The 24,259-nt window shown below is 68.0% G+C and carries 23 protein-coding genes; 8 read left to right on the forward strand and 15 right to left on the reverse strand.

All coding sequences use genetic code 11. The annotated features are described in order from the left end of the window. Positions 1 to 4 precede the first annotated feature (4 nt). Both ACSUZC_RS03105 and ACSUZC_RS03110 read right to left on the reverse strand, forming a co-directional pair. Positions 5 to 613 carry a GNAT family N-acetyltransferase gene (locus ACSUZC_RS03105; protein ID WP_439031462.1) on the reverse strand — a complete coding sequence of 203 codons (609 nt, stop codon included), beginning with the start codon at positions 611 to 613 and terminating at the stop codon, positions 5 to 7. 57 nt (positions 614 to 670) lie between these two features. Continuing rightward, a complete protein-coding gene (locus ACSUZC_RS03110; protein WP_439031463.1) occupies positions 671 to 4,396 on the reverse strand; it encodes an amino acid adenylation domain-containing protein in 3,726 nt (1,241 codons plus the stop codon). Positions 4,397 to 4,772: 376 nt separating this feature from the next. On the opposite strand from ACSUZC_RS03110, the gene mbtM reads away from it, so the two are divergent. Both mbtM and ACSUZC_RS03120 read left to right on the forward strand, forming a co-directional pair. Then, positions 4,773 to 6,422: a long-chain-fatty acid--ACP ligase MbtM gene (gene mbtM, locus ACSUZC_RS03115; RefSeq protein WP_439031464.1), complete on the forward strand. Its 1,650-nt coding sequence runs from the start codon at positions 4,773 to 4,775 to the stop codon at positions 6,420 to 6,422. 108 nt (positions 6,423 to 6,530) lie between these two features. Then, positions 6,531 to 7,277 carry a siderophore-interacting protein gene (locus ACSUZC_RS03120; RefSeq protein WP_439031465.1) on the forward strand — a complete coding sequence of 249 codons (747 nt, stop codon included), beginning with the start codon at positions 6,531 to 6,533 and terminating at the stop codon, positions 7,275 to 7,277. A 58-nt stretch (positions 7,278 to 7,335) separates the two neighbouring features. Here the strand turns inward: ACSUZC_RS03120 and ACSUZC_RS03125 are convergent, their stop codons facing one another. From ACSUZC_RS03125 to ACSUZC_RS03150, 6 genes are all read right to left on the reverse strand, one after another. Continuing rightward, positions 7,336 to 7,758, reverse strand: coding sequence for an organic hydroperoxide resistance protein (locus ACSUZC_RS03125; RefSeq protein WP_439032980.1), 423 nt, complete (start codon positions 7,756 to 7,758; stop codon positions 7,336 to 7,338). Between the two features lie 26 nt (positions 7,759 to 7,784). Then, positions 7,785 to 8,216: a MarR family winged helix-turn-helix transcriptional regulator gene (locus tag ACSUZC_RS03130; protein ID WP_439031466.1), complete on the reverse strand. Its 432-nt coding sequence runs from the start codon at positions 8,214 to 8,216 to the stop codon at positions 7,785 to 7,787. A gap of 185 nt (positions 8,217 to 8,401) precedes the next feature. Further along, positions 8,402 to 9,190 (reverse strand): exodeoxyribonuclease III, encoded by a 789-nt coding sequence (locus tag ACSUZC_RS03135; RefSeq protein WP_439031467.1) that lies wholly within the window; start codon positions 9,188 to 9,190, stop codon positions 8,402 to 8,404. Further along, positions 9,190 to 10,188: an N-acetylglutamate synthase, CG3035 family gene (locus tag ACSUZC_RS03140; protein ID WP_439031468.1), complete on the reverse strand. Its 999-nt coding sequence runs from the start codon at positions 10,186 to 10,188 to the stop codon at positions 9,190 to 9,192. The genes ACSUZC_RS03135 and ACSUZC_RS03140 overlap by 1 nt, the downstream gene beginning before the upstream one ends. A 7-nt stretch (positions 10,189 to 10,195) precedes the next feature. After that, positions 10,196 to 10,795: a peptide deformylase gene (locus ACSUZC_RS03145; protein WP_439031469.1), complete on the reverse strand. Its 600-nt coding sequence runs from the start codon at positions 10,793 to 10,795 to the stop codon at positions 10,196 to 10,198. 20 nt (positions 10,796 to 10,815) lie between these two features. Then, positions 10,816 to 11,682, reverse strand: a complete 867-nt coding sequence (locus tag ACSUZC_RS03150; protein WP_439031470.1) for an esterase/lipase family protein — start codon at positions 11,680 to 11,682, stop codon at positions 10,816 to 10,818. A gap of 245 nt (positions 11,683 to 11,927) precedes the next feature. Here ACSUZC_RS03150 and ACSUZC_RS03155 point away from each other — a divergent pair, with 245 nt between their 5' ends. Genes ACSUZC_RS03155 through ACSUZC_RS03170 form a run of 4 tightly spaced genes read left to right on the forward strand, consistent with a single transcriptional unit; the run spans position 11,928 to position 14,729 of the window. After that, entirely contained in the window at positions 11,928 to 12,299 is a 372-nt protein-coding gene (locus ACSUZC_RS03155; RefSeq protein WP_439031471.1) for a DUF3263 domain-containing protein, read from the forward strand. Positions 12,300 to 12,346: 47 nt separating this feature from the next. After that, the gene (locus tag ACSUZC_RS03160; RefSeq protein WP_439031472.1) at positions 12,347 to 12,832 is read left to right on the forward strand and encodes a LytR C-terminal domain-containing protein; all 486 of its coding nucleotides are present in this window, start codon (positions 12,347 to 12,349) and stop codon (positions 12,830 to 12,832) included. Between the two features lie 58 nt (positions 12,833 to 12,890). After that, positions 12,891 to 13,571, forward strand: a complete 681-nt coding sequence (locus ACSUZC_RS03165; RefSeq protein ID WP_439031473.1) for a superoxide dismutase family protein — start codon at positions 12,891 to 12,893, stop codon at positions 13,569 to 13,571. A 30-nt stretch (positions 13,572 to 13,601) separates the two neighbouring features. Further along, positions 13,602 to 14,729: a glutamate--cysteine ligase gene (locus tag ACSUZC_RS03170; protein ID WP_439031474.1), complete on the forward strand. Its 1,128-nt coding sequence runs from the start codon at positions 13,602 to 13,604 to the stop codon at positions 14,727 to 14,729. Between the two features lie 3 nt (positions 14,730 to 14,732). On the opposite strand, the gene ACSUZC_RS03175 is transcribed toward ACSUZC_RS03170, so the two are convergent. The 7 genes from ACSUZC_RS03175 to ACSUZC_RS03205 form a co-directional block, all read right to left on the reverse strand. Beyond that, the gene (locus ACSUZC_RS03175) at positions 14,733 to 15,122 is read right to left on the reverse strand and encodes a DUF1304 domain-containing protein (protein WP_439031475.1); all 390 of its coding nucleotides are present in this window, start codon (positions 15,120 to 15,122) and stop codon (positions 14,733 to 14,735) included. Between the two features lie 131 nt (positions 15,123 to 15,253). Continuing rightward, positions 15,254 to 15,586 (reverse strand): monovalent cation/H(+) antiporter subunit G, encoded by a 333-nt coding sequence (mnhG, locus tag ACSUZC_RS03180; protein WP_439031476.1) that lies wholly within the window; start codon positions 15,584 to 15,586, stop codon positions 15,254 to 15,256. Beyond that, positions 15,583 to 15,846, reverse strand: coding sequence for a monovalent cation/H+ antiporter complex subunit F (locus ACSUZC_RS03185; RefSeq protein WP_439031477.1), 264 nt, complete (start codon positions 15,844 to 15,846; stop codon positions 15,583 to 15,585). The genes mnhG and ACSUZC_RS03185 overlap by 4 nt, the downstream gene beginning before the upstream one ends. Further along, positions 15,843 to 16,679 carry a Na+/H+ antiporter subunit E gene (locus ACSUZC_RS03190; RefSeq protein WP_439031478.1) on the reverse strand — a complete coding sequence of 279 codons (837 nt, stop codon included), beginning with the start codon at positions 16,677 to 16,679 and terminating at the stop codon, positions 15,843 to 15,845. Before ACSUZC_RS03190 ends, ACSUZC_RS03185 begins: the two co-directional genes overlap by 4 nt. Further along, positions 16,676 to 18,292, reverse strand: coding sequence for a Na+/H+ antiporter subunit D (locus ACSUZC_RS03195; protein WP_439031479.1), 1,617 nt, complete (start codon positions 18,290 to 18,292; stop codon positions 16,676 to 16,678). Before ACSUZC_RS03195 ends, ACSUZC_RS03190 begins: the two co-directional genes overlap by 4 nt. Then, entirely contained in the window at positions 18,289 to 19,071 is a 783-nt protein-coding gene (locus ACSUZC_RS03200) for a Na(+)/H(+) antiporter subunit C (RefSeq protein WP_439031480.1), read from the reverse strand. Before ACSUZC_RS03200 ends, ACSUZC_RS03195 begins: the two co-directional genes overlap by 4 nt. Beyond that, positions 19,068 to 21,998, reverse strand: coding sequence for a Na+/H+ antiporter subunit A (locus ACSUZC_RS03205; protein WP_439031481.1), 2,931 nt, complete (start codon positions 21,996 to 21,998; stop codon positions 19,068 to 19,070). Before ACSUZC_RS03205 ends, ACSUZC_RS03200 begins: the two co-directional genes overlap by 4 nt. A 75-nt stretch (positions 21,999 to 22,073) precedes the next feature. Here ACSUZC_RS03205 and ACSUZC_RS03210 point away from each other — a divergent pair, with 75 nt between their 5' ends. Both ACSUZC_RS03210 and ACSUZC_RS03215 read left to right on the forward strand, forming a co-directional pair. After that, positions 22,074 to 22,502 (forward strand): hypothetical protein, encoded by a 429-nt coding sequence (locus ACSUZC_RS03210; protein ID WP_439031482.1) that lies wholly within the window; start codon positions 22,074 to 22,076, stop codon positions 22,500 to 22,502. Positions 22,503 to 22,695: 193 nt separating this feature from the next. Next, entirely contained in the window at positions 22,696 to 24,192 is a 1,497-nt protein-coding gene (locus ACSUZC_RS03215; protein ID WP_439031483.1) for an aldehyde dehydrogenase, read from the forward strand. The last annotated feature ends 67 nt before the right edge of the window (positions 24,193 to 24,259 follow it).

The raw sequence follows: 24,259 nt of genomic DNA on the forward strand, positions 1-24,259 counted from the left end.
GGAACTACGCCCCCAGGTCCGTGACCTCGACGGCACCGACCGTGCTGCCGTTGTCGGTCACCTCGAGGAAGTCGGCGCGCGTGCAATAGCTGAGGTGCGCGGTCTTGTTGCCGACCGGGTAGTCACCGTCGACGCGGAACCCAACGCTCGCGTTCAGGCGGTGCACGGCCTTGTTGCGGACGTCGGGTTCGACGACCACGCGTGCGGCGCCGACCTCGAGGATCGCGGTCCGCATGATGTGGAGCATGACGGCGCCGGTGAAACCGGGCAGGGACTGTTCGGCGTGCGCGACGAGCAGATGCATACCGATGTCGCCGTCGGCGGGGACGTATCCGCTCGATGGGTCGGCCAGCTCACTGGTGGCGGGGTCGTAGAGCTCGAACAGGAACTGCGGGGCGCCGTCGTGATATCCCAGGCGCATCCCGTACGGCGTGCCGGCCGTGGCCTCGGCGCTGTCGCGGATCATCTTCTCCACGTCGGCCACCGAGCTCTCGAGCATGTCCCAGTACTTGGCCTTGGGGTGGGTGAGCCATCCGTGGACGGTCGCGGCGTGCGACACGTCGTCGAGATCGACCGAGTGCAGGTCGTACGTCGGGGCGGAGGAAATGGTCATGATGCCTTTGCTCTGGGAGATGGTTCGCTGTGCTGATGGCCGGCGGAGTCCGGCGCGCTAACCGCGCGCGATCTCGGCTTCCACCTGTTCGTCGCTGAGTTTCATGATCTCGAGGAATGTCTCGGCCACGAATGTCGCTCGTGTGCCGCCGACTTCGGCGATTCGTTCGGCGAGGCCGGCGATGGTTCGGCGGGTGAAGACGTCGGCGACCGACAACCGGGGCGTGTCGAGCCACTGTCGCGAGAGGGCGACCACCCGCGTCGCCTGCACAGAGTCGCCACCGAGGGAGATGAAGTCCTCGGTGACACTTCGCGGGGGGACCGGTAGGACCTCGCCGAAGATCAGCGCGAGCGCTTCCTCGACCGGGGTCCGCGGCGCCACGGCGTCGGCCTCGTCGTCCGTGGTGTCCGCACCGGCGGCGATCGCCTTGCGATCGTATTTGCCGTTCGAGGTGAGCGGGAAGGCGTCCAGAATGCCGACCGAACGCGGAACCATGTGCGGCGGTAGCGCTTCGGCGAGCGCGTCGCGGAGCCAGGCCTCATCGACGGTCCTCGCGGATGTGTCCGCGAGGACGACGGCCGCGCGCAGATCGCGCCCGTCGGACCAGGCCACCGCGGCGCCGACGGGGGCCAGCCCCAGCAACGCGGCCTCGACCTCGCCCAGCTCGACACGGTAACCCCGCACCTTGACCATGTGGTCGGCCCGGCCGAGGAAGTCCAGGAACCCACCCGGTAGATATCGGGCCAGATCGCCGGTGCGATACCACCTCTCGCCCTCGTGGAGCACGAAGCGGTCGGCGGTCCGGTCGGGGTCGGCGCGGTACCCGTCGGCCACCCCCGCACCGCCGATCCACAACTCGCCGGGCACGAGGTCGGGGCGGTCGCGGCCGAGGTCGTCGACCACCCGGCAGCGCACTCCGCGCAACGGGATGCCGTAGGGCACGAAGGCCATTCCCGAGGGGACGTCCGATGCCTCGCAGATGGTGGAGTGGATCGCCGTCTCGGTGGTTCCGCCGAGGCCGGCGACGCGGCAGTCCGGCAACTGCGCGGCGACGCGGTCGAGCAACGACACCTCGACCTTGTCCCCGCCCATGATGATCATGCGGAGCGAGCCGGGCAGGGGAGCGATGTCGAGGAGCATGCCGAGGATCGACGGCACGCAGTTCAGGACACTCACCGATTGCTCGGTCAGCAGACGCGCCCAGTCGTCGACCTTGGTCCGCTCGTCGTCGCCCGGTACGACGACGGCCCCGCCGACGGCCAGCAGGCCGAAGATGTCGAACACCGACAGGTCGAACTCCAGTGACGACACCTGCAGGCTGCGGTCGCCTGCGCCGATGGCGTACCGGTCCACGAGGTCGGTGATGGTGGCCACGGCGGCGCGATGCGGGACCTGGACGCCCTTGGGCAAACCCGTCGAACCGGAGGTGAACAGGACGTAGGCGAGCGCGTCGCCGTTCACCTCGACCGGGTCGGCCGGCTCGGACTCGCGCGCCTGGTCGAGAGTGAGAACCGTTGGGCCACCGCCGGTCCGTACACGGTCGCCGTTCTGGTCCCAGGTGCCGGGGGCATCGGTGATCACCGCGGCCGGGGCCGCGACCTCGACGATGCGGTCACGTCGCGCTTGCGGTTGGGTCGGCGAGATCGGCACATAGGCGGCTCCGGCGGCCAGCACGCCGAGCGCTGCGACGACCTGGTCCCCACCCTTGGGCAGGTTCACGATGACCGTGTCGCCGACGCGCACTCCCGCGGCGCTGAGCGAGCCGGCCACCCGACGCGCCTCGTCGGCGAGGTCGCCATGACTCCATGTGCGGCGCTCGGTGATCACCGCCGGTTCACCGGCCCGACCGGCGGCACGCGCGAAGACGGTGCCGTGCAGGGTTCCGTCGAAGACGTCGGTGACGGGCAGCGGTGCCTCGACCGAGAGCCGTTGTGCGCGAAGGTCGGCGGACACCGGGTCGGGTGCCGGCACATCCCACTCGCCGTCCACCAGCAGGCCGAGCAGTCGGACGTAGTACTCGAACATCGAACGTGCGGTGCCCAGTTCGAGATCAGAGGCGCGAACGTCCCAGTTGAGGAGCAGACCGCCCGCGACCTCGGTGACCTGTGCGTCGAGTAGGACCTGCGGACCCTGCGAGACGATCCACGCGGGATCCCCGAGGACCTCGGTCGCCCGCTGCGAGAACAGATCACCGAGTCCGAGTGCGCTCGTGAAGACGATCGGCGAGACCACGGGTTCGCCGCGGTCTCGACTCAGTTCGCGGAGAACGTCGAGTCCGCTCATCGAGCCGTGCGCCGCGGCCTCGTGCATCGACGTCCGCATCTGGCGGGCGCGTTCGGCGAGGCTCGCCCGTTCGGTGAGGTCCACGCCGATGACGAGGGAGGAGGTGAAGTCGCCGACCACCTGCTCGACATCCGGGTGGACCTGCGGGCGGTCGAACAGCGGAACGGTGAGGAGGAAGCGCGGACTCGCCGCATGCGTTCCGACGGCCTCGGCGAACACCGCGGCGACGGCGGCTGCCGGGGTCACGCCCCGACGATGTGCGTGCTCTTCGAGTCGCTTCCAGTCCGATGCCGACAGCGAGTGATGCAGGCGGACGGTGTGCGGTTCGGCCTCGCCGCGCGCGGCCTTGTCGTCCAGCGGCAGTTCGGGAGGTCCGGGCATCGACGGGATCCGCTCACGCCACCAGGCGCGGTCGTCGGCGTGGACCTCGCGTGCGGTGCGGTCGGCGGTGATCGTCGCGAAGGTGATCCCCAGATCCTCCAGTGTCTCACCGCGGTAGAGGCGTGCGAAGTCGTCGACGAGCACGCGGTAGCTCATGGCGTCGGCGGCGATCATGTCCACGTCGAGGTGGACCCGCGCCGAATCTCCGGGCAGCAGGCTCAGTTCGGCGCGGACGACGGCGCCCTCCTCGACCGGGAGTGTGCGGTGCGTCCCGTGGGCGCGTTTCTCGCTCAGGATCTGCTCGACCATCTCCGGCGACTGCGTGCGGAGGTCGTGAACGGCAATGGCTTCCGGGTGCGCGGGCCCGATCTCCTGGGTGCCGTCGGGCAGAACACGCACGCGCAGCATGGGGTGGCGCTCGATGAGGGCGGCCATCGCCGTGGTGAAACGGTCCGGGTCGACGTCGCGACCGTCGAACTCGATGTAGAGGTGGGCGGCGACATTGCCGAACGCGTGCGTGTCCGACCGGCCGATCCAGTAAGCGTGCTGCATGGGTGCCAGCGGGAAAGGCCCGTCGGGAACCGGGGATTCGGCCCGTCGGCCGGCGGGAGTCGTCGTCCCGGTCGGTGTGGCGGCGACGATGCTCGTCCAGGCGGTGATGGTCGGTTGTGCGGCGAGACGGGCGAAGTCGACGTCGATGCCGCGTTTGCGCCAGGTCCCGGCCAGTCGCATCATCCGGAGGGAGTCGAGTCCCTGGGCGATGAGGTCCGCATCGACGTCGATGGATTCGGGGGTGACCCCGAGGGTGGCGGCGACCTCGGCGCGGACATCTGGCCCGGAGTCACCCGCGGCGGAGGTGGCTGTCTCGGTCGGTGTGGCGGCGACGATGCTCGTCCAGGCGGTGATGGTCGGTTGTGCGGCGAGACGGGCGAAGTCGACGTCGATGCCGCGTTTGCGCCAGGTCCCGGCCAGTCGCATCATCCGGAGGGAGTCGAGCCCCTGGGCGATGAGGTCCTGATCGGGGTCGATCGATTCCGGTGCCACGCCTAGGACCGTGGCGACCTCGGCGATGACGTCTGCCGAGGAGGGGAGGTCCGTGGTCTGGGAATTCGTGGCCATCAGCCAGCGTGCCTCTCGCAGTTCGGGGACATGATTACTCAGGCTGGGGAACCCGCATTTAGGGTAGGTTATACTAACTATTCGCTCGGCCCAATCTCTGGGCATCGCGGCCGGGGCTCCCGCTCTCCAACGCAAATTAGGTTAGCCTAAGTTTTCGCGGGTGATTCCATCGGATGACATGAATCACGCACGCTCGACGAATGACGTCGGGTCTTGTGTCCGAGGAAGATTAGGCTACCCTACCCAAATAGCGCGGGCGCTTCCGTTCGCGATACCGGAGGTCGGGTACGACACGCGGTATGACCCATCCGGTTGCGAACCAGACCGGAACGAACCAGTAGACCGACGCCACGGGTTGGCGAAGACGGGAACGAGAATGTCGCAGAACAGTGTGATCCTGGAGGAAGCGGGCTCGACCAATGCATTGGCGGCCACCGTGCGTGAGGCGATGCTGGCCGGAGACACCAGCCTCTCCGTCCTGGACTCCGACACCGGCGAGTGGGTGACCGCGCCGTGGCGTGAGGTGCATGCACGCGCCGAGCAGATCGCGGTTCAGTTGCTCGCCGACAGCGAGCTGCACGAGCCCCAGGCGCTGGGTCTGATCGGGGACCCCACCGTGGACCTGATCGCCGCGATCCAGGGAGCCTGGCTCGCCGGGGTGCCCGTGAGCATCCTGCCCGGTCCGATCCGCGGGGCCGACGAGGAGCGCTGGGCACAGAACACCTACACCCGCTTCATCTCCATCGGTGTGGGGACGGTGCTGGGCAGCGGCGCGCAACTCGATCTGTTGTCGAAGGTCGAAGACCGTCTGCGCATCGCACGCGTCGGTGAGTACGGTCTCGGTGCCGACACCACCGACTTCGTCGCCCGCAACGTCAACGGGAACACCGTCGCCGTCCTGCAGGGCACGGCCGGCTCCACCGGCGACCCGAAGACCGCCGTGCTGCCCGCCTCGGCCGTCTACTCGAACGCCATCGAACTGGTCAGCCGCCTCGGCCTGCACCGCACGCGCGACACCGGGTTCAGCTGGCTGCCGCTCTACCACGACATGGGCCTCATGTTCCTGCTGGCCGGGATGACGACGGGCATCTCGACCTACATCGTCCCCAACACCGCATTCGCGGCCGCGCCGTTCAAGTGGATGCAGTGGCTCACCGAGACCAAGACGACCGTCACCGCCGCCCCCAACTTCGCCTACGACATCCTCGGTCGGTACGGAAAGCTGTTGCGCGACATCGACCTGTCGCATCTGCGTGTCGCCATCAGCGGCGGTGAGCCGATCGACGCCGACGCGTTCGACAAATTCCTCGAGGCGACTGCCCCGTTCGGTTTCGAACGTGCGGCCGCGGCACCCGCATACGGCATGGCCGAGTCCGCATGCGCGGTCACCATGCCCGCAGTCGGCGAGGGCGCACACTACGACGAGGTCAGCGTGACCCCGCCCGGTGGCGGCGAGCCCATCCGGCGTCGCTACGCGATCCTCGGAAAGCCGCTGGGCGGCATGCAGGTTCGCATCGTCGAACCCAACGTCGACGTGCCGGTGATCGACGGGCGGAATGTGGGCCACGTGGAGATCCGTGGAACCTCGATGATGCGCGGCTACCTCGGCAACGCCGACCTCGGTCCGGGCGAGTGGTTCTCGACCGGCGATCTCGGTTACCTCGTAGACGACCGCCTCGTGATCTGTGGCCGGGCCAAGGAGGTCATCATCGTCGCGGGACGCAATCTGTTCCCGATCGAGATCGAGCGGGCCGCGGCCGAGGTCGCCGGCGTGCGGCGCGGCGGCGTCGTCGCGATGGCGCGGGGCGAGGGGTCGGCTCGTCCGGGTCTGGTCATCCTCGCCGAGTACAAGGGTTCCGATCCCGATCAGGCTCGCGCAGAGGTCAATTCAGAGGTCGCGTCCGCGTGCGGGATCATGCCGGCCGAGGTCATCTTCGTCGCCCCGGATTCCGTCCCGCGCACCACATCGGGCAAGATCCGCCGCCTCGAGACCCGGCAGATGGTCGAGAACGGAACCTTCGCGTAGGTCCGGGTTTTCCGTGGTGCGTCGTGTCCTGCCGATGGCCACGAGAATGACAGCGTCTCTCCGGCCCGGTCACCGGGCCGGGGAGGCACTGTAGGGAGAGGAATGCACATGAGTGACGTGTCGACGAAGGGCCGCGGCTGGCAGGGCGCGGTCATGAAGCTGATGGGCGCCGACGACTACACGTTCACGGTGACCGGAACCGAGCCCGTGACGGATCACTATCTGCGGCTTCGGTTCACCGGCGGTGGACTGCTCACCGATCGCACACCGCACCCGACGATGTGGGTGCGGCTCTGGTTCGCCGACGGCGGCAAGATGCATCAGCGCGGATATACGCTCGTCAACCCCGACCCGGCATCGGACTCGTTCGACATCGAGTTCGCCATCCACGACGGGACCGCGGCCCGGTGGGCCCAGCAGGCGCAGGCGGGGGACACCATCGGCGCAACCCTGATGGGCTCCAAGTTCGCGGTGCCCGACCCGGCGCCGGCCGGTTGGCTCATCGCCGGGGACACGGCGTCGCTCCCCGCCATCAACTCACTGCTCGACGCACTGGGTCCGGCCTCGCCCGCGGCGACCGTCTGGTTCGAATACCAGCACGAGAGCGACAAGTCGCTGCCGCTACATGCCCGGGAACAGGACACCGTCCACTGGATCCCGCGTGAGCGCAGCGGTGCCGCCCTGGTCGACGCCGTCCGCGCCGGTGTCTTCGACGCTCAGGACCACTTCGGCTGGGTCGCACTGGATTCGACGAGTACTCGTGCGGTCGCCGGACTGTTCAAGGGCGACTACCGATTGCCCAAGAAGTCCGTGAAGTCCCAGGCCTACTGGATCGTGGGCAAGTCCTTCGCCTGAGCGGCCCGGCGCCGACGGGAGTGTCGGACCGGGCCGCGAGAGGCTCTGCGCTAGAAGGTCAGTCGTCGCTGACCGTGATGGTCACGTCGATGTTCCCGCGGGTGGCGTTGGAGTACGGGCACACCTGATGCGCCTTGTCCGCGAGTTCCTGAGCCTGCTCATGGGGGAGATGCGGCAGGGTCACCTCGAGGGTCACGGCCAGGCCGAACGCCCCACCGTCGAGGGAACCGATGCTCACCTGCGCACCCACCGAGGAATCCTCGACATTCGCGCCGGCCTGCTTGGACACCAGGCGCAGGGCGGAGTGGAAGCACGCCGCATACCCGACCGCGAAGAGTTGTTCGGGGTTGGTTCCCTCGCCGGTGCCGCCGAGTGCCGGCGGCGAGGCGAGGGTGACGTCGAGCTGTCCGTCGCTGCTGCGGCCGTGACCGTTGCGCCCGTCGCCGGTCGCGATTGCCTCTGCGGTGTAGATCGCCTTCATGGTGTTCTCCTTGTGGGTGATGTGGTTCAGGTCCACTGGTTGAGTTGAGCGGTCAGATCGTCGAGGGTCGAACGCAGTTCGTTCATCGCCTCCGGGGACATGTCGGTGCACGAGACGAGACGTCTGGGGACCGAACGCGCGCGTGCGCGCAGGGCCTCGCCGGCCGGGGTGAGGTGGACGGCGACCCGGCGTTCGTCACCGCGTGAACGGCGGCGGTCGATCAGGCCCTGACCCTCGAGGCGCTTGAGCAGCGGAGAGAGTGTGCCGCTGTCCAATTCGAGCAGGTCGCTCAGCTCGCTCACGTGCAACCCGTCGCGATCCCAGAGCGCCAGCATCACCAGATACTGCGGGTAGGTGATCCCCAGCTCGGTGAGCAGCGGGCGGTAGACAGCGGTGGTCGCGCGCGACGCCTTGTACAGGGCGAAGCACAGCTGCTGGTCCAGCGCCAACTCGTTCACATCTGAAAAGTAGCACGCAATTGAGTTGTGCACAACCTATTGCCGACTTCTGTGCGATCAGGCGATCAGGCGGTTGCGGTCCCGCAGGCCGAGAAGTCTGAACGTCCGCTCACTGATTCCGTCCCCGCTCACCGGATTCGGGTGAGCGGGAACGGACCCGGTGAGCGGGAACGGATCGGCGTGGGTCAGTCGAGGATGTCGAACACGACCGGCGCGTGATCGCTGGCGCCTTTGGCTTTTCGGGCACCGCGGTCGATCCGCGCGCCGACGATGCGGGTGTCGAGCGCGGGGGAGCAGAACGCGTAGTCGATGCGCATTCCCTCATTGCGCGGGAACCGTAGCTGGGTGTAGTCCCAGAAGGTGTAGCCGGGCGCGTACGGCAATGCGGAGTCGACGAGACCGCCGTCCAGGAAACCCTGGACCGCCGCGCGTTCGGGCGGGGTGACGTGGGTCCGTCCCTCGAAGTACGAACGATCCCACACGTCGTCGTCGGTCTGCGCCACGTTCCAGTCGCCCGCGAGCATCATCTCGGCCGCCGGGTCGTGCGCCAGACGTAGCCCGATGTGGTCGCGCAGGGCGTCGAGCCACGCGAGCTTGTAGGCGTAGTGGGGATCGCCGGGCGTGCGACCGTTGGGTACGTACAGGCTCCACACGCGGATTCCGTTGCAGCGTGCGGAGATCGATCTCGCCTCGCGAATCGGCTGCCCGTCGACGGGGTGGGTGGGTACGCCGTCGAAGGCGACCTCCACCTCGTCGAGCCCCACCCGTGAGGCGATCGCGACGCCGTTGTAGGCGCCCTGCCCGACATGGGCGACGTCGTAACCGGCCGCGAGGAAGCTCATCAGCGGGAACGCGTCATCGTGGCATTTGGTCTCCTGGAGCGCCAGGACGTCGACCTCGGCGGTCTCGGCCCATGCGACCACGGCCTCCGACCGGGCGCGGACGGAGTTGACGTTCCAGGTGGCGATCCGCATCAGACGGCCTCGGCGTCTGGCGGCACGTCGGGGGTGAGGTAACGGTAGGTGTGGTGCAGGCCGAAACCCATACGGCGATACCACGATCCCGCGACCCGGTTGGTCGACTCGACCTGCAGGTAGGCCGCGTCGGCGCCGTGCCGGGCACCCCAGGCCACGAGCTCGGCCGCGACCGCGGAGGACAGGCCGGTGCGGCGTCGTGCGGGATCGGTCCACATCGCCGACAGGCCCAACCACAGTGTCCCGTCCTGGGATTCGGTGATCGCGCCGCGCCCGATCGCGCCGGCGTCCTCGGAGGAGGCGAAGGCCAGGAGACCCTCACCTGCCTCGACGACCTCACGGACGGCGTCGGGGTGTCGATCATCCGTGGGGCGGGTGCCCGCGTAGGACGTCAGCCAGGATGGGTCGGGGGTGTTCCCGAGTCGTACCGCGGCGCGGCGGTGCCCGCCGAGGGACTCGATGAGTCGCGGCATCGGGCAGGTCAGCATCTGCACCTCGACGCCCTCGGCACCGCCGATGGCCGCCGGGCGGATGAGTCGCTCCGGCAAGGACAGCAGTGGGGGCAGGTCTCGCTCGGCATACCAGCGCGCGATCCGTCGCAGCGTCGAGGCGTCCGGGTGGGCGTGCCGATCGAGAGGGACGGCCGAGTTGGCGCGCCGACTGAATCCGTACCCGGAACGCACGAACCAGCCGTCGATCCGATCGGTGTCCACTCCGGGCCAGGAGCGCGCCGCGACCTGTTCGAGGGTGCGGATCTCACTGTTGCGCACCGGCTTCGCCGACAGGAGGCGGACCGAGGTGATGGCCGCCGACGGGATGGCGAGTTCCTCACCGTCGCGCCGCAACCGCAGGGGGTCGGCGTCGTCGATCAGGATGCCGGTCACATCGGACTGAGCGGCTCCGGGATCTCCGCGCCAGTCCGCCGGGGTCGACTCGCCGAGCAGGTAACGCACGACGACGCGATCGCCGACGACCGCACCGGACCGGAAGACCTTCACGTCACGATCAGTCGTCGTGACCGAACGGGTCCTCGACCTCACCCGGCACCCAGGTCAGGCCGGGCACACCCCACTGGTTGCGCTTGATGGCCTTCTTCGCGGCCCTCGCATTGCGGCCGACGAGTACGTCGACGTAGAGGAAGCCGTCGAGGTGGCCGACCTCGTGTTGCAGCATGCGGGCGAAGAACCCGGTGCCCTCGATGTCGACGGCGGCGCCGGTCCGGTCCACGCCGGTGACGCGCGCCCAATCGGCCCGGCCGGTGGGGAACTGCTCGCCGGGGACCGACAGGCAGCCCTCGTCGTTGTCGTCGGGGTCCGGCATCGTCTCCGGGATCTCGGAGGTCTCGAGCACGGGGTTGATGACCTCGCCGCGACGACGGGTTGCCGAGCGATCGCCGTCGGGGCAGTCGTAGACGAACATGCGCGAGCCCACGCCGACCTGATTGGCCGCGAGGCCCACGCCGTGGGCGGCGTCCATCGTCTCGTACATGTCGTCGAGAAGGGTGATGACCTCGTCCGACGGACGGCCGTCCGCGTCCAGAGGGATCGGCGTGGTCGGCTGGTGGAGTACCGGCTCGCCCACGATGCAGATCGGGAGAATCGCCATGGCGCTCACCTTAGCGCTGCTCAGGGGGCAGGAACGACGCCGGGTACGGCGTCGCGGATGGCCTCGCCCGCCGGCCCGGGGATGCCCGGGAACAGGGTCGACTGCCAGTCGAACGAGTCGACCGGCTCGGTGACGACGTGGCCCGCGCAGGAGCCCCGCAACGAGGTCACGACGTTGGCGATGACGGTCGCGTCGCGCATCTCGATCGTGTGGTCGAAGCCGGTGTTCGCGAGCGGGACGGGCGAGTACGCGCGGCACTGGGCCGTCCCGTCGAGACGTCCGTCGGTCCATTCGCCGTCGCTCTGCACGACCGAGTACCGGGTGGGTCCGGGGGCGTCGTCGCCGCGGTTCAGCTCGGTGATCGCGTCGGCGTACATGCACGTGTCGTAACCGCCGTCGCGCGGCTGCGAACAGCCGCCGGGGGAACCGTACTGTGCTGTGCCGATCGCGATGTACTCGTCGACGACCTCGGAGCCGCCGAGGAATTTCAGATAGTGACGCGTGCCCAACCCGCCCGCGCTGTGCGCGACGATGCCAACCGACCGCGCGGTGCCCGCGAGCGGGGCGATCGTCTTCTCGATGAGCCGTGCGTCGGCGTCGACCTCGCGACCCGCGGCATGTGCGAACACCACCGTGTACCCCGCGGAGCGCACGGCGTCGGCGAGGGGACGGAAGGTCTCTTCGTTCTGCTGCGCGTCGGCATACAGCTGCTGGCCCGGGACGATCACGACCACGCGGTCACCGGGCGACACATCCGGCGGTGCGGCGACCGCCGAACCCGTCACGCCGAGGCCGGCGATCGAGAGGACCGCGGTCGCCAGCGCAGCGCCCGCCGTCCGGCGGAGTGCCCGGCGAGGCCCGCTGCTCCGTGACGTGCCTGAGATCATGATGTCCCCCGATCGCGTATGTAGTGAGGGCAGCCTAACAGTGGGCTCCGCCACCCGTGCCGCGGATAGTCGCAGACGTGGCGAGTCACAGCGCGAACCGATCGTCGGGCCGTGGTTAGATTGTCTGCGAACCACACCGCTGTCATTTGCCTCCGCCGCGGAGGCGGTCTGGCCGTATCGAGCTCGCATCGATGCACGTCAGAGGCGGTGTGAGGATCGTCGACCGGTATCGGTGAGGGAGTGAGATGGACGGCGCAGCTGCGCGTAGCCAGAAGCAGGGCGATCAACCCACCCCCGACAAGAACGCGGAATCAGGGGCAGACGGCGCTGGGCGACTTCTCGATCCGCATGAAGTCGGTTCCGACGGTCTGACCCGGCGCGAGCACGACATCCTCGCCTTCGAGCGTCAGTGGTGGAAGTACGCCGGCGCCAAAGAAGAGGCGATCAAGGAACTGTTCGGACTGTCGGCGACGCGGTACTACCAGGTGCTCAACGCGCTCGTCGACCGCCCGGAGGCGCTCGCCGCGGATCCGATGCTCGTCAAGCGGCTTCGGCGCCTTCGTGCATCACGCCAGAAGGCCCGCGCCGCGCGCCGTCTCGGCTTCGAGATCACCTGACACGCTGAGCCCGGTCGCCTTCGCGATGTGCGTTAAGGTCGTCGGTGATGAATGCAGACCGTGAGCCCAATCGCCTGCCGCTGCGCGCGGGGGCGATGATGCTCTTCGCAGTCGCCGTCGTCTTCATCGGTCTCGGCTGGCATTCCGCGGCGACCGCGGGCAACGATTCGCCGGGAGAGGCCGCGTCCACGTCGACGTCGACACCCACCACCTCGGCGGCTCCCTCGACCACCGCGGTGTCCACCGACAAGCGGCTGTGCGTGATCAACGCCGGCCAGGTCGCGGGACTCGCCTCCGATGTGACCGAACTCCTCGAGGGCAAGGGCTATCAGATGGCCCAGCCGGGCAACTACACCGCGGGCGGGTTCAGCGAGAACACGGTCTTCCACGACGACGATGCCGACAAGGCGCAGGCCGACGAGGTCGCGAAGGCACTCGGCGGGGAGGTCGCGGTCGAGGAACGCCCCACCACCTTCACCCGCTGCCGCGGCGGCATACCGGTCATCATGGTGACCGCGGTCAGCGGTGCCTGACCGCTCGTAGAGTGCAAACGACTGTCTGTAAACGATCGTCAGTGAAACAAGGAGTGACATGTCCGGACGTTCCAAACTCGCCGCCCCGCGCGCCCTCGCCGCGTTGGTTTCCGCGGGCCTGATCGGCGTGGCACTGGCCGGGTGCAGTCCCGACCAGGAACCCACGGATGTGCCGGGCACGACACCGTCGGTGGTCACCGACCAGCCGCTGCCCCCGGGTGCCGAGGACGACGTCGACGGCGAGCCCAACGGCCAGATCGCCGTCGCCGAGATCAAGGACACCTCCGGCAAGGTCGTCGGCGAGGCCACGATCTCCGCGGCCACCGAGAGCGAGAAGCCGGTCACCATCAGCGTCCAGGTCAACGCCGGTGATCTGCCGGCCGGATTCCACGGCATGCACATCCACGAGAACGGCAGCTGCGACGCCGGCTCGGGCGGATCGCAGGCGTTCACCTCCGCGGGCGGTCACCTGCAGGTCGACGGCAACACGAGCCACCCCTCCAGCGGTGACCTCGTCTCGATCAACATCCTCGAAGACCACACCGGACGGACCGTCACGACGACCGACGCGGTGACGCTCCAGCAGCTGATCGGCAAGTCGATCATGATCCACGAGAAGCCGGACAACTTCGGCAACATCCCGGCCGACAAGTACCCGGGCGGACCCAATCCCGACACTCTGAAGACCGGTGACGCCGGCCCCCGCATCGCGTGTGGCGTCATCGAAGAGCAGAGCTAGGGACGGGTTTGACCGGCGATCACGGCACACATGACACCCATCGAGTTCGACGGGTCGCCGACCCCCACCCTCGGGGTCGAGTGGGAATTCGCCCTCACCGACAAGGTGACCGGCGACCTGTCGAACTCGGCGGCGGCGCTCTTCGCCGCCGTCGGTGAGAAGCATCCCGAACGCGCCGGGAAGATCCACAAGGAACTGCTGCGCAACACCGTCGAACTGGTGACGGGTATCTGCCGCACCACCGGTGAGGCGATCGCGGACCTCACCGACACGCTCGGCGTCGTGCGTGTACTCACCGAGGAGCTCGGGGTCGATCTGTACGGCGCAGGCACCCATCCGTTCGCCGAGTACTCGACCCAGCTGCTGACCGAGGGCCATCGCTACGCCGAACTCATCGAGCGCACCCAGTGGTGGGGACGGCAGATGCTGATCTGGGGCGTCCACGTCCACGTGGGTATCAGTCACCGCGACAAGGTGTTACCCGTTCTCGACGCACTGCTGAACTATTATCCGCATCTGCTCGCGCTCTCGTCGTCGTCGCCCATGTGGGCGGGACAGGACACCGGTTACGCCAGCAACCGCGCCATGATGTTCCAACAACTCCCCACTGCCGGACTGCCGTTCCAGTTCGAGACGTGGTCGCAGTTCGAGGCGTTCGTCACCGACCAGATGACAACCGGGATCATCGACCACCTGAACGAGATCCGTTGGGACATCCGACCTTCCCCACACCTGGGCACCATCGAGGTCCGGGTGTGCGACGGCATGACGAACCTCGGTGAGCTCTCCGCCGTCGTCGCGCTCATCCACTGTCTCGTCGTCGACCTCGACCGGCGGTTCACCGCGGGGGAGACGTTGCCGACCATGGCTCCCTGGCTCGTGCAGGAGAACAAGTGGCGCGCCGCGAGATACGGGCTCGACGCCATCGTCATCCTCGACGCCGACTGCCGCGAGAAGCTCGTCACCGACGATCTGCGGGTTCTGCTGGAACGCCTCGAACCCATTGCGCGCGAACTCGACTGCGTCGACGAACTCGCCGGCGTCGAGCGGATCATCGAGCGGGGTGCCAGCTACCAGCGCCAGCGCGCCGTACACCGGCGGACGCAGTCGATGCGTGACGTCGTCGCCTCGGTGGTCGCCGAACTCGACGGTCCGTGAGGATCAGAGGCCCACTCCGAGACCGAGGGCGAGGATCGCCAGTGCGGGAATCACACCCTGCTTGAGGGCTGCCGCCGACTTGTCCCGGCTGGTGAGCAACAGTACGAGCGCTGCGGCGGTCATCGAGGCAGTGCCGGTGAACACCAGTGTCACACCGACCGTCTCCTGTCCGGCCGCGTACAGACCGATGCCGACGCCGACCGCGATCGCCAGGAACAGGTTGTAGAAGCCCTGGTTGAACGCCAGCTCTTTCTGTGCCGACGCCTGCTCCACCGTTCCCGTGCCGAACGTCGCGCGAGCGCGCTCGCTGGTCCACGCGATCGATTCGAGATAGAAGATGAAGACGTGGACCAGGGCCGCGATCGCGGCGAGAATCAGACCTGCGATGACCACGCTGTCTCCTCGAAGCTGTCGGACGCGACCCCGGGTGAGAATCGCCATCTCAGCCTAGACGCGTGCGTTGCGCGGGTGCCCCGGCTACCCGAGGTGCGAGCGGAGCCCGCGCTCCCGTGCAGACATCGGCCTCAATCGCGGTCGGGTGACTCCATGTCCCGCCGGTCCATGAGACCGTCTCGGGCACGCTGCTCCTGATAGGCGAGACGACCGATGCGATGGGCCACCACCGGTGCGGTGATGAGTGCGAAGAGCCCGGCGAGGACCAGCATGCCGCTGTCGACGTTGTCGCCGAGACGCAGCATCGCGCCGATGAGGATCAGCAGCAGTCCGAAGGTCTGCGGTTTCGTCGCAGCGTGCATGCGGCTCAACGTGTCGGGGAACCGGACGAGACCGATGGCGGCGGTGACCGCCATCAGGCAGCCGATGAGGAGCAGCGTCGCGCTGATGATGTCGATGATCATGTCTGGTCGTCCCGGACTCGGAAACGCGCGATCGACACCGACCCCACGAAGCTCAGCAGTGACAGGGCGACGATCGCCGGGACGACCGTCGAATCACGGCTGTAGGCAGCCCACATACCCAGACCGCACATGCACAGGGCGATCAGGACATCCAGAGCGACGAGCCGGTCGAGCGTCGTCGGTCCGCGGAGTATGCCGACCATCGTCAGGACGGCGGCGATCAGCAGCATCGCGGTGGCGATCGTCCACACGAAATTCATGAGGTCCCCCGTTCCGGCTCGCTGCCCGTGGATCGCCGATCCGGTTCGGTGTCCACCGACCGGTCCACCTCGCGGACGTGGTGGTACTCCTCGTCGATGCCGTGGAACGGACTCGGATGCCATTCGCTGTCGCGCTCGAAGGCCTGGATGAACATGCGCTCGACGTAGGCGACCTGATCGTAGAAGGCCCGCACCTTCTTCTCCGAGCGGACGTCGAAGACGTGCACGTAGAGCATCCGCCGGCGATGGTCGATCTCCAGGACCATCGTGCCCGGCACGAGGTTGAGGTAGTCGACGGCGAGCGTCAGCACCATGTCCGACTTGATCGCGACGCGCACCCGTACGACCGCGCCGAGCGGTGGCCGCCCGGGACGGATGGCCATCCAGCCGATCTGGACGCTCGACTTGAAGAAGTCCACGATCAACCGGCCGAGCAGCTGCAGGACGGACAGCGGGTGGATACGCCCCTCGACCGGAACCCTGGGCAGCGGCAGGACGGTCAACACAAGAGTCGCCAACAGGACGCCGCCGAGCACGTTGGCCCAGGAGATGGTGCCCCACAACAGGACCCAGACGAAGGTGAGCCAGGCGATGGTCCACAAGCGGACCGCGACCTCGCGGCCGTCGCTGCCGAGCCATTTGGGCAACCGGATGTGCATCCGCAACCACACGAGCGCGCCGATGAGGTTCCAGAAGATGAACAGCAGCGAGACCCGCCACACGTTGATGACGAGCGACAGCACAGGTCCCTTGGTCGACACCACGGGTGCGCGACGCTTCCGCGGCCCGACGGTGTTTCGCTCAGAGCGATCGGGTGTGCTGGGTGTGCTCATCGGACACCCCCCGCACCGAGCACCGCGTCGACGTACACCGCGCGGTCGACGACGTCGGTGGCGGCGCTGTCGGTGAAGTCGAAGATCGGACCGGCCCACAGTGTGAGCACCAGACCTGCGGCGACCATCGCCATCGTCGGCAGGACCATCATCACCGGCATCCGGCCGACGTCCTCGCGGTCGGAGAACGCCGCGTCATCGGAGCTCTCGTCGATGAGCGCCGAGGGGCCCTTGTCGGCCAGGTCGCCCTCGGGTGCGTCGGCGCGCGGGCGCCAGAAGCCCTTGGTCCAGATGCGGGCCATGACGTAGAGGGTGAGCAGGCTGGTGATCACCGATCCGGCGACCAGAATCCAGGCCAGCACCGAGCCGTCCTGGGTGCCGGCCTCGAGCAGCGCGACCTTGCCGATGAAGCCGGAGAACGGCGGGATTCCGCCGAGATTCAGCGCGGGCACCAGGAACAGGACGGCCAGCAGGGGACTGGCGATCAGCCCGCCCAGACGGCGGAGCGATGCCGATCCGGCCTGTCGCTCGATCAGCCCGACCACCAGGAACAGCGTCGTCTGCACCAGGATGTGGTGCGCGACGTAGTAGATCGCCGCCGACATCCCGAGGTCGGAGGACAGCGCGATGCCGAAGATCATGTATCCGATGTGGCTGACGAGCGTGAACGACAGCAGACGTTTGATGTCGGACTGGGCGATCGCGCCGAAGATGCCCACGAGCATGGTCAGCAGACCCGCGACCAGCATGATCGTGTCCAGCGACCCGCCCGGGAACAGCAGCGAATGAGCCCGGACGATCGCATACACACCCACCTTGGTGAGCAGGCCGGCGAACACCGCGGTGACCGGTGCCGGTGCGGTGGGGTAGGAGTCGGGCAGCCACGTCGACAGCGGGAACACGGCCGCCTTGATGCCGAAGGCCACGAGCAGCACCGCGAACAGCGCGTTGCGCGTGCCGTCGGGGACGTCGTCGAGGCGAACGGCCATCTCGGCGAGGTTGAGGGTGCCGGTCGTCGCATAGGCGAAGGCGATGCCTGCCAGGAAGATCAGCGACGACACCATCGAGACCATCACATACGACGCGCCGGCGCGCACGCGTTCGGCGCTCGCCCCCAGGGTCAGCAGCACATAGCTCGCGGTCAGCAGGATCTCGAAGGAGACATACAGGTTGAACAGGTCGCCGGCGAGGAAGGCATTGCACACACCCGCGGTCAGGATCAGATAGGTCGGCAAGAAGATCGACGTCGGCTGCTGCGCGGTGCCGTCCCGGATACCCTGGCCGATCGCGTACACGACGACGCACAGCAGCACGATCGTCGAGACCACCAGCATCAGCGCGGCCAGCTGGTCGACGACGAGCGTGATGCCGAGCGGGCCGTTGGCGTATCCCTTGTCGCCCCATCCGCCGATGGCGACGGCGAAGGTCCCGTGGCGTTCGGTCAGGAACAGCAGCAGGCACGATGCGATGAACGCGACGGAGATCGCGGCGATCGAGACGGTGCGCTGGAAGCGCGGACTGCGGCCGAGTAGCAGCGACAGGGCGGCGGCGCCGAGGGGGACGAGCGTCGGCAGGGTGATCAGCACCGGAATCCAGGACTCGTCGGGAATCATCGGTCACCCCCGTTCCGGTCGTCCTCGTGTGCGTCTGGCATGTCCCGGTCCGGCATCTCGGAGTCGTTCGCGCCGACCGTGTTCGCTCCGGCGCCGGTGCTCTCCGGCGGTGTGTCGTCGCGCTTGGGGCCAACTTCCTCCGGACCGAGCTCGCCGGGGCCGTGTACCTCGGGTCCGGCTTCCCGGGAGTCGCTCTGTGCGGGGGTGTCGGTGTCGGGTTCCTCGTCCTGGGCGCCGATCTCGTCGACGACGTCGGAGTCGGTCGGCATGAGGTCGGTCTCGTGCAGCGCGGCGTGCCGGGCGGCGGCCTGTTCCGGGGTCAGCGGGTTGCCCTCGTCGTCGAAGTAGTCACCGGTCGGGGTGTCGGAGAAGGTGACCGGGTCGTCGCTTCGGTCGCGGTCGGGTGCGGTGCCCAACGATCCGCTGAGGATCTTGACGTCCTCCACGTCGTCCTCGACGTCGTCGTCGTCCCGGTTGATCACGAACAGGCGGTACACCAGGGACAGCACGAAGGCCGCGACACCCATCATGATCACGATCGCGGTGAGGACCATGCCCTGGGCGAGCGGATCGGCGTCGGCCGCCCGGTTCTCCGACGAACGGCCCATGATCGGCGGGTTACCCATGCCGCCGGACACGACGATGATCATCAGGTTGAGGGCGTTGCCCACCAGGAGCAGCCCGAACAGCATCCGGACCAGGCTGCGTTCCATGAGCAGGTACACACCGCATGCGGCCATCACACCGACGACCAGCATCAGCGAGAGATTGGTGTTCATCGGGCCACCTGCTCGCCGGTCGCACCCTCGGCATCGCCGCGCGACGCCTCGATCCGGGCCGTGTCGCGCGCGATCGTCGTCTCCACGTCGAGGCGCGCGCCGAGACTGCGCAGCACGTCGAGGACGAGACCGACCACGATGAGATAGATGCCGAGGTCGAAGAACAGCGCGGTGACGAACTTGATGTCACCGAGGACCGGGACGGTGATCTCGAAGACCGCCGACGACAGGGCCGGCGCGCCCAGGAACATCGACACGATCGCCGTCGTCGTCGAGACGGCCAGGCCTGCGCCGAGGATCCGGCCGGGCTCGATCGGGAGGGCTTCGCCGAGCTCGTAGCGTCCGCCCGCGAGGTAGCGGAGCACGAGGGCCAGCCCCATCGTCAGGCCGCCGGCGAAACCGCCACCCGGCGCATTGTGGCCGGCGTAGAAGAAGTAGATCGACAACACGACCATCGTCGGGAACAGGAGTCGGGTCGTCGCCTCCAGGACCATCGACCGGTGTCGGGGATCGCGCAGACCGGAGCCGAGGAGCCACGTGGTCCGGTCCGGTGGGACGTGATCGTCATCGTCGTCGCCGTCCCCGGACTGCAGCCGCGCCGCGTCTGCGACGCGCGGCGCTGCACCGAATCGGCGGTTGCGGAAGACCATCGACGCGACACCGGTGGCCGCGGCGATGAGCACGGACACCTCGCCGAGCGTGTCCCAGGCGCGGACATCGACCAGCAGCACGTTGACCGCGTTCGCGCCGTGGCCGAACTCGTAGGCGGCCTCGGGCAGGTCGACGTGGAGCGGTTCGGTCGAGCGGGCCGATGCCGCGAACAGTCCGATGAGGACGAGCATCGCGCCGAACGCGATACCGATGAGTGCCCGGAGCGGTTTGAACCCGGTGGCATGACGCTTTTCTGGTTCCGCCGGGAGCTTGCGCAGCACGAGCACGAAGATCACCAGGGTCAGCGTCTCGACCAGGAACTGGGTGAGCGCGAGGTCGGGGGCGCCGTAGAGCGCGAACAGCATGGCGCAGCCGTAGCCGGTGATGCCGACGACGAGGGTCGCGGCCAGGCGGTTGCGCAGCAGCACCGCGGCCAGCGACGCCGCCACGATGCACCCGCCGATGACCAGTTGCACGGCCGTCGCGGTGTAGTCGATGTGCAGCCGGTCCCGTGCGCCCGCGAACAGCACGATCGTCGGCAGGAGGATGGCGGTGCAGAGGATGACACCCTGCGTGACCGGCAGCGATCCGCGCTGGGTGTTGCGGGTCAGCAGCAGCGAGATGGTGTCCGCCCCGCGCAGGGTCGCGTCGTAGATGCGGTCGGCGTTGACGAGGGGCCGGAACCCGAAGATGCGGTCGCGGATGCGCCGTAGGCCGAAGAACAGGAGGGCACCGCCGATGACCACGATGATCGAGAACACCACCGGCAGACCGAACCCGTGCCACAGCGCGAGGTGCTCGAGTTCGTGTCCGTAGTCGTCGAGCGTCTCGGCGTAGGGCTCGAAGAGGTCACCGAGCTGCGGGCTGAACACGCCCGCGGCCACACCGGCGGCCGCGAGGACCACCGGTGACAGGTAGAACGCCCACGACGGGACGTGCATCTTCGCGACGGCCGGACTCGGGGTGTTGCGCACCTTGCGGCCGAAGGCGCCCCACAGGAATCGGAGGGTGTACGCGCAGGTGATGATCGAGCCGACCAGCAGCACGATGTCGATCGTGTGCGCCTGCCAGGAGACATAGGCACCTGTCTCCCACACCGAGGCGAAGGCCGTCTCCTTGCCCACGAAACCGAGCGTGAGCGGGATACCCGCCATGCTCGCGCCGGCGACGGCGGCGGTGATCGCCAGCCCCGGGAGACGGTGCCCGAGGCGGGCGAGCTTGCGGATGTCGCGGGTACCGGTCGCGTGGTCGATGATGCCGACCACCATGAACAGCGAGGCCTTGAACAGCGCATGCGCGACGAGCATCGCGATGCCGGCCATGGCGACGTTCGCATCGCCGACACCGACCAGAACCGCCATGAAGCCCAGCTGGGAGACGGTGCCGAAGGCGAGGATGAGCTTGAGGTCGAGCTCGCGCAGCGACCGCCAGCCGCCGAGCACCATGGTCAGCATGCCCAGGCCGACGACGGCGACCTGCCAGCTGAGGGCGTCGGAGAACGCGGGCGCCAGGCGCGCGATGAGGTAGATGCCGGCCTTGACCATCGCCGCGGCGTGCAGGTAGGCGCTGACCGGGGTGGGCGCGGCCATGGCGCCGGGCAGCCAGAAGTGAAACGGGACGATCGCCGACTTGGTGAGCGCGCCGATGAGCAGCAGCACCACCGCCACGTCGACGTAGACGCCTGTCGGCGGCGACGAGATGATCTCCGAGAGCAGATAGGTGCCCGACCGTTCGCCGAGCATGATGATCCCGACGAGCATCGCGAGACCGCCGAAGGTGGTCACCAGCAGTGCCTGGGTTGCGGATCGACGCGCGGTCGCACGCACCCCGTAGAAGCCGACGAGCATGAACGACAGGACGGTGGTGAGCTCCCAGAACACGTAGAGCACCAGCATGTTGTCGGAGATGACGAGACCGAACATCGCGCCGGCGAAGGCGACCATCTCGCCGCCGAACAGCGCCACGCGGGGCCGGGCGTCGTCGAAGTAGTGTGCGCAGTAGCACAGGACGAGCGCCCCCACGCCGAGGATCAGCACCGAGAGGATGGCGGTGAGGGTGTCGAAGCGGGTGACGATGTCCATCTGCAGCGACGGGACCCAGGTCAACGTCTCGACACGGGCTGCGGAAGCGTCGGCGGGCGGCCAGTTGAGTACGACCCAGATGAGACCGCCGAGGGGAGCCAGGGCGAGTACGTAGAAACCCCGGGTACCCATCCAGTGGATGACTGCGGGCGCGAACAGTGCGCACACTGCCAACGCAGCCAACACAGATATCAAAAGGGCACTCCGTCTTTCTCTCCCGGCGGGGTGTCACGGGCGAACACCCGCGCCCGCTACTTTACCGTTGCCCGTATGTTCCGGTTCGACTGGCTCCGGCGTCCCGCCGTGATGATTGCCGCGGTCCTGCTGATTCTCGGTCTCGTCGTGGGGTGCAGTGACGAGGAACATGCCGGACCCCAGGGCGTTCCCCTTCCCTCCGATTTCCCGGCGGCGCAAGTGCCGCTCATCGACGGGCATGTGCTCTCGGCCAGCGGGAGTCGCGCGGACGGCTGGGAGGTCACCGTGCAGGGCCCGGTGAACGCGGGCAACCAGCTCGACGCCGCGACCGACAAGCTCGTCGACGATGGGTTCGCCGAGTCGCACCGCTCCACCGAGGGTGGTCAATCGGTGGTCGTGCTGTCGGCGACGAAGGACGGCGCCACCTACTGGGTCCAGATCGGCGCGTCACCTCAGGCCGCAGGCGGCGGGTCGTCGGTCTTCTATCTCGTCAACGTGGAGTAGCGCTCACCCGCCTGTCCGCACCGTTCCCACCTCACGGTTCCACGCGCCCGGGCTGCGATACAGCTGACACAACATGTCCGCTGTTGACCTAAAGGCATTCGGTTATTACTCTGTGCTGTGACCCGCTTCACAAGCGGTGCCCCGTGAGGTCCGCGCTGACCCCCGGCGTATTCATCGAGGAGAACTGGCTTTCATGACAACGACAGAACAAGCGACCGACCCGCTCGCCACCGTGTCCGATCGCGACCGGGTGTTCATCGGCGGGCGATGGGTCGAGTCGAGCGGTGACGAGTGGATCGAGGTCGTCGACTCCTACTTCGAACGCACCGCGGCGCGCGTGCGTGCCGCGACGGCCGAGGACATGTCGCGCGCGGTCGCGGCTGCGCGGGCATCGTTCGACGCGGGCGAGTGGGCGCGTAAGCCCATCGCCGAGCGCGCCGCGATCATCGACACGATCGCCGACCGGCTCGAGGCACGGACCGCCGAACTGACGACGCTGGGGATCGTCGAGGTGGGGGTGCCGGTCCCGGTGAGCGCTATGACCCAGCAGATGACCGTCGGCCTCTTCCGCGCCGTGGCCGACGAGGCGCGCAAGGTCACGCTCCGCGAGGAGCGGACGCGGGCCGACGGCGGCATCTCCCGCATCCTCAGGGAGCCCAGCGGTGTGGTCGCGGCCATCATCCCGTGGAACGGTCCGATCGGCACGATCGCCTTCAAAGTGATCCCGGCTCTGGCGGCCGGTTGCTCGGTGGTGCTGAAGACCTCGCCGGAGGCTCCGCTGTCGCCGTCGGTGTTCGCCGACGTGGTCGGCGAACTCGTCGACGAGGGTGTGATCCCCGAAGGTGTGTTGAGCGTGCTCGTCGCCGACCGCGAGGTCTCCGAGGCGCTCGTGACCGATCCCCGTGTCGACCACATCACCTTCACCGGGAGCACCCAGACGGGCAGGCGGATCATGAATCTCGCCGGCAATCGGGTGGCGAAGGTGTCGCTGGAACTCGGCGGCAAGTCGGCCGCGATCATCCTCGACGACGCCGACCTCGGCACCGTCATGCAGAACCTGCCGATGGCGGGCTGCCTGCAATCCGGCCAGGCGTGCATCGCCCTGACCCGTGTGCTCGTGTCGCGTGCCCGCCACGACGAGGTCGTCGAGGCCTACAAGGCGGCGCTGGGGATGATCCCCATCGGAAATCCCTGGGAGGAAACGAATTTCCTCGGACCGCTCACCTCAGCGCGGCAGCGGGACCGCGTCGAGGGGTATATCAAGGCGGCGGAGAAGGAGGGCGCCGAGATCGTCTACGGCGGGCAGCGCGTCGGCGATCAGGGCTTCTTCGTACAACCGACGATCGTCGACAACGTGCGCAACGACATGACCATCGCGCAGGAAGAGGTCTTCGGTCCGGTCATCTCGATCATCACCTACGAGGACGAGGACGACGCGGTGGCGATCGCCAACGACTCCGTCTACGGCCTGTCCGGCGCTGTCTTCACCGCCGATGAGGAGCACGGATTCGAACTGGCGCAACGTATCCGGACCGGGACGGTGAACGTGAACGCCTCGGTCATCGACTTCACGCTCCCGTTCGGCGGGTACAAGCAGTCGGGTGTCGGACGCGAAGGCGGCCCCGAGGGGCTCGAGGAGTTCTTCGAGCTGAAGACCGTTCACCTGCCGGCGCCGCAGCCGTCCGCCTGACCGATTCCGGCCGGGCAACACTCCGGGCGTGGTGATCTCACCGAGGTCGTCACGCCCGGGCCGTGGC

Origin of the sequence: Gordonia terrae, assembly GCF_051789125.1 — a bacterium.
Taxonomy (GTDB): domain Bacteria; phylum Actinomycetota; class Actinomycetes; order Mycobacteriales; family Mycobacteriaceae; genus Gordonia; species Gordonia terrae_A.

Excerpts from the sequence above, each read along its gene's own strand:
- ACSUZC_RS03105 (WP_439031462.1), bottom strand. The coding sequence starts at position 613 with ATGACCATTTCCTCCGCCCCGACGTACGACCTGCACTCGGTCGATCTC.
- ACSUZC_RS03110 (WP_439031463.1), bottom strand. The coding sequence starts at position 4,396 with ATGGCCACGAATTCCCAGACCACGGACCTCCCCTCCTCGGCAGACGTC.
- mbtM (WP_439031464.1), top strand. The coding sequence starts at position 4,773 with ATGTCGCAGAACAGTGTGATCCTGGAGGAAGCGGGCTCGACCAATGCA.
- ACSUZC_RS03120 (WP_439031465.1), top strand. The coding sequence starts at position 6,531 with ATGAGTGACGTGTCGACGAAGGGCCGCGGCTGGCAGGGCGCGGTCATG.
- ACSUZC_RS03125 (WP_439032980.1), bottom strand. The coding sequence starts at position 7,758 with ATGAAGGCGATCTACACCGCAGAGGCAATCGCGACCGGCGACGGGCGC.
- ACSUZC_RS03135 (WP_439031467.1), bottom strand. The coding sequence starts at position 9,190 with ATGCGGATCGCCACCTGGAACGTCAACTCCGTCCGCGCCCGGTCGGAG.
- ACSUZC_RS03145 (WP_439031469.1), bottom strand. The coding sequence starts at position 10,795 with ATGGCGATTCTCCCGATCTGCATCGTGGGCGAGCCGGTACTCCACCAG.
- ACSUZC_RS03150 (WP_439031470.1), bottom strand. The coding sequence starts at position 11,682 with ATGATCTCAGGCACGTCACGGAGCAGCGGGCCTCGCCGGGCACTCCGC.
- ACSUZC_RS03155 (WP_439031471.1), top strand. The coding sequence starts at position 11,928 with ATGGACGGCGCAGCTGCGCGTAGCCAGAAGCAGGGCGATCAACCCACC.
- ACSUZC_RS03160 (WP_439031472.1), top strand. The coding sequence starts at position 12,347 with ATGAATGCAGACCGTGAGCCCAATCGCCTGCCGCTGCGCGCGGGGGCG.
- ACSUZC_RS03165 (WP_439031473.1), top strand. The coding sequence starts at position 12,891 with ATGTCCGGACGTTCCAAACTCGCCGCCCCGCGCGCCCTCGCCGCGTTG.
- ACSUZC_RS03170 (WP_439031474.1), top strand. The coding sequence starts at position 13,602 with ATGACACCCATCGAGTTCGACGGGTCGCCGACCCCCACCCTCGGGGTC.
- mnhG (WP_439031476.1), bottom strand. The coding sequence starts at position 15,586 with ATGATCATCGACATCATCAGCGCGACGCTGCTCCTCATCGGCTGCCTG.
- ACSUZC_RS03185 (WP_439031477.1), bottom strand. The coding sequence starts at position 15,846 with ATGAATTTCGTGTGGACGATCGCCACCGCGATGCTGCTGATCGCCGCC.
- ACSUZC_RS03190 (WP_439031478.1), bottom strand. The coding sequence starts at position 16,679 with ATGAGCACACCCAGCACACCCGATCGCTCTGAGCGAAACACCGTCGGG.
- ACSUZC_RS03195 (WP_439031479.1), bottom strand. The coding sequence starts at position 18,292 with ATGATTCCCGACGAGTCCTGGATTCCGGTGCTGATCACCCTGCCGACG.
- ACSUZC_RS03200 (WP_439031480.1), bottom strand. The coding sequence starts at position 19,071 with ATGAACACCAATCTCTCGCTGATGCTGGTCGTCGGTGTGATGGCCGCA.
- ACSUZC_RS03210 (WP_439031482.1), top strand. The coding sequence starts at position 22,074 with ATGTTCCGGTTCGACTGGCTCCGGCGTCCCGCCGTGATGATTGCCGCG.
- ACSUZC_RS03215 (WP_439031483.1), top strand. The coding sequence starts at position 22,696 with ATGACAACGACAGAACAAGCGACCGACCCGCTCGCCACCGTGTCCGAT.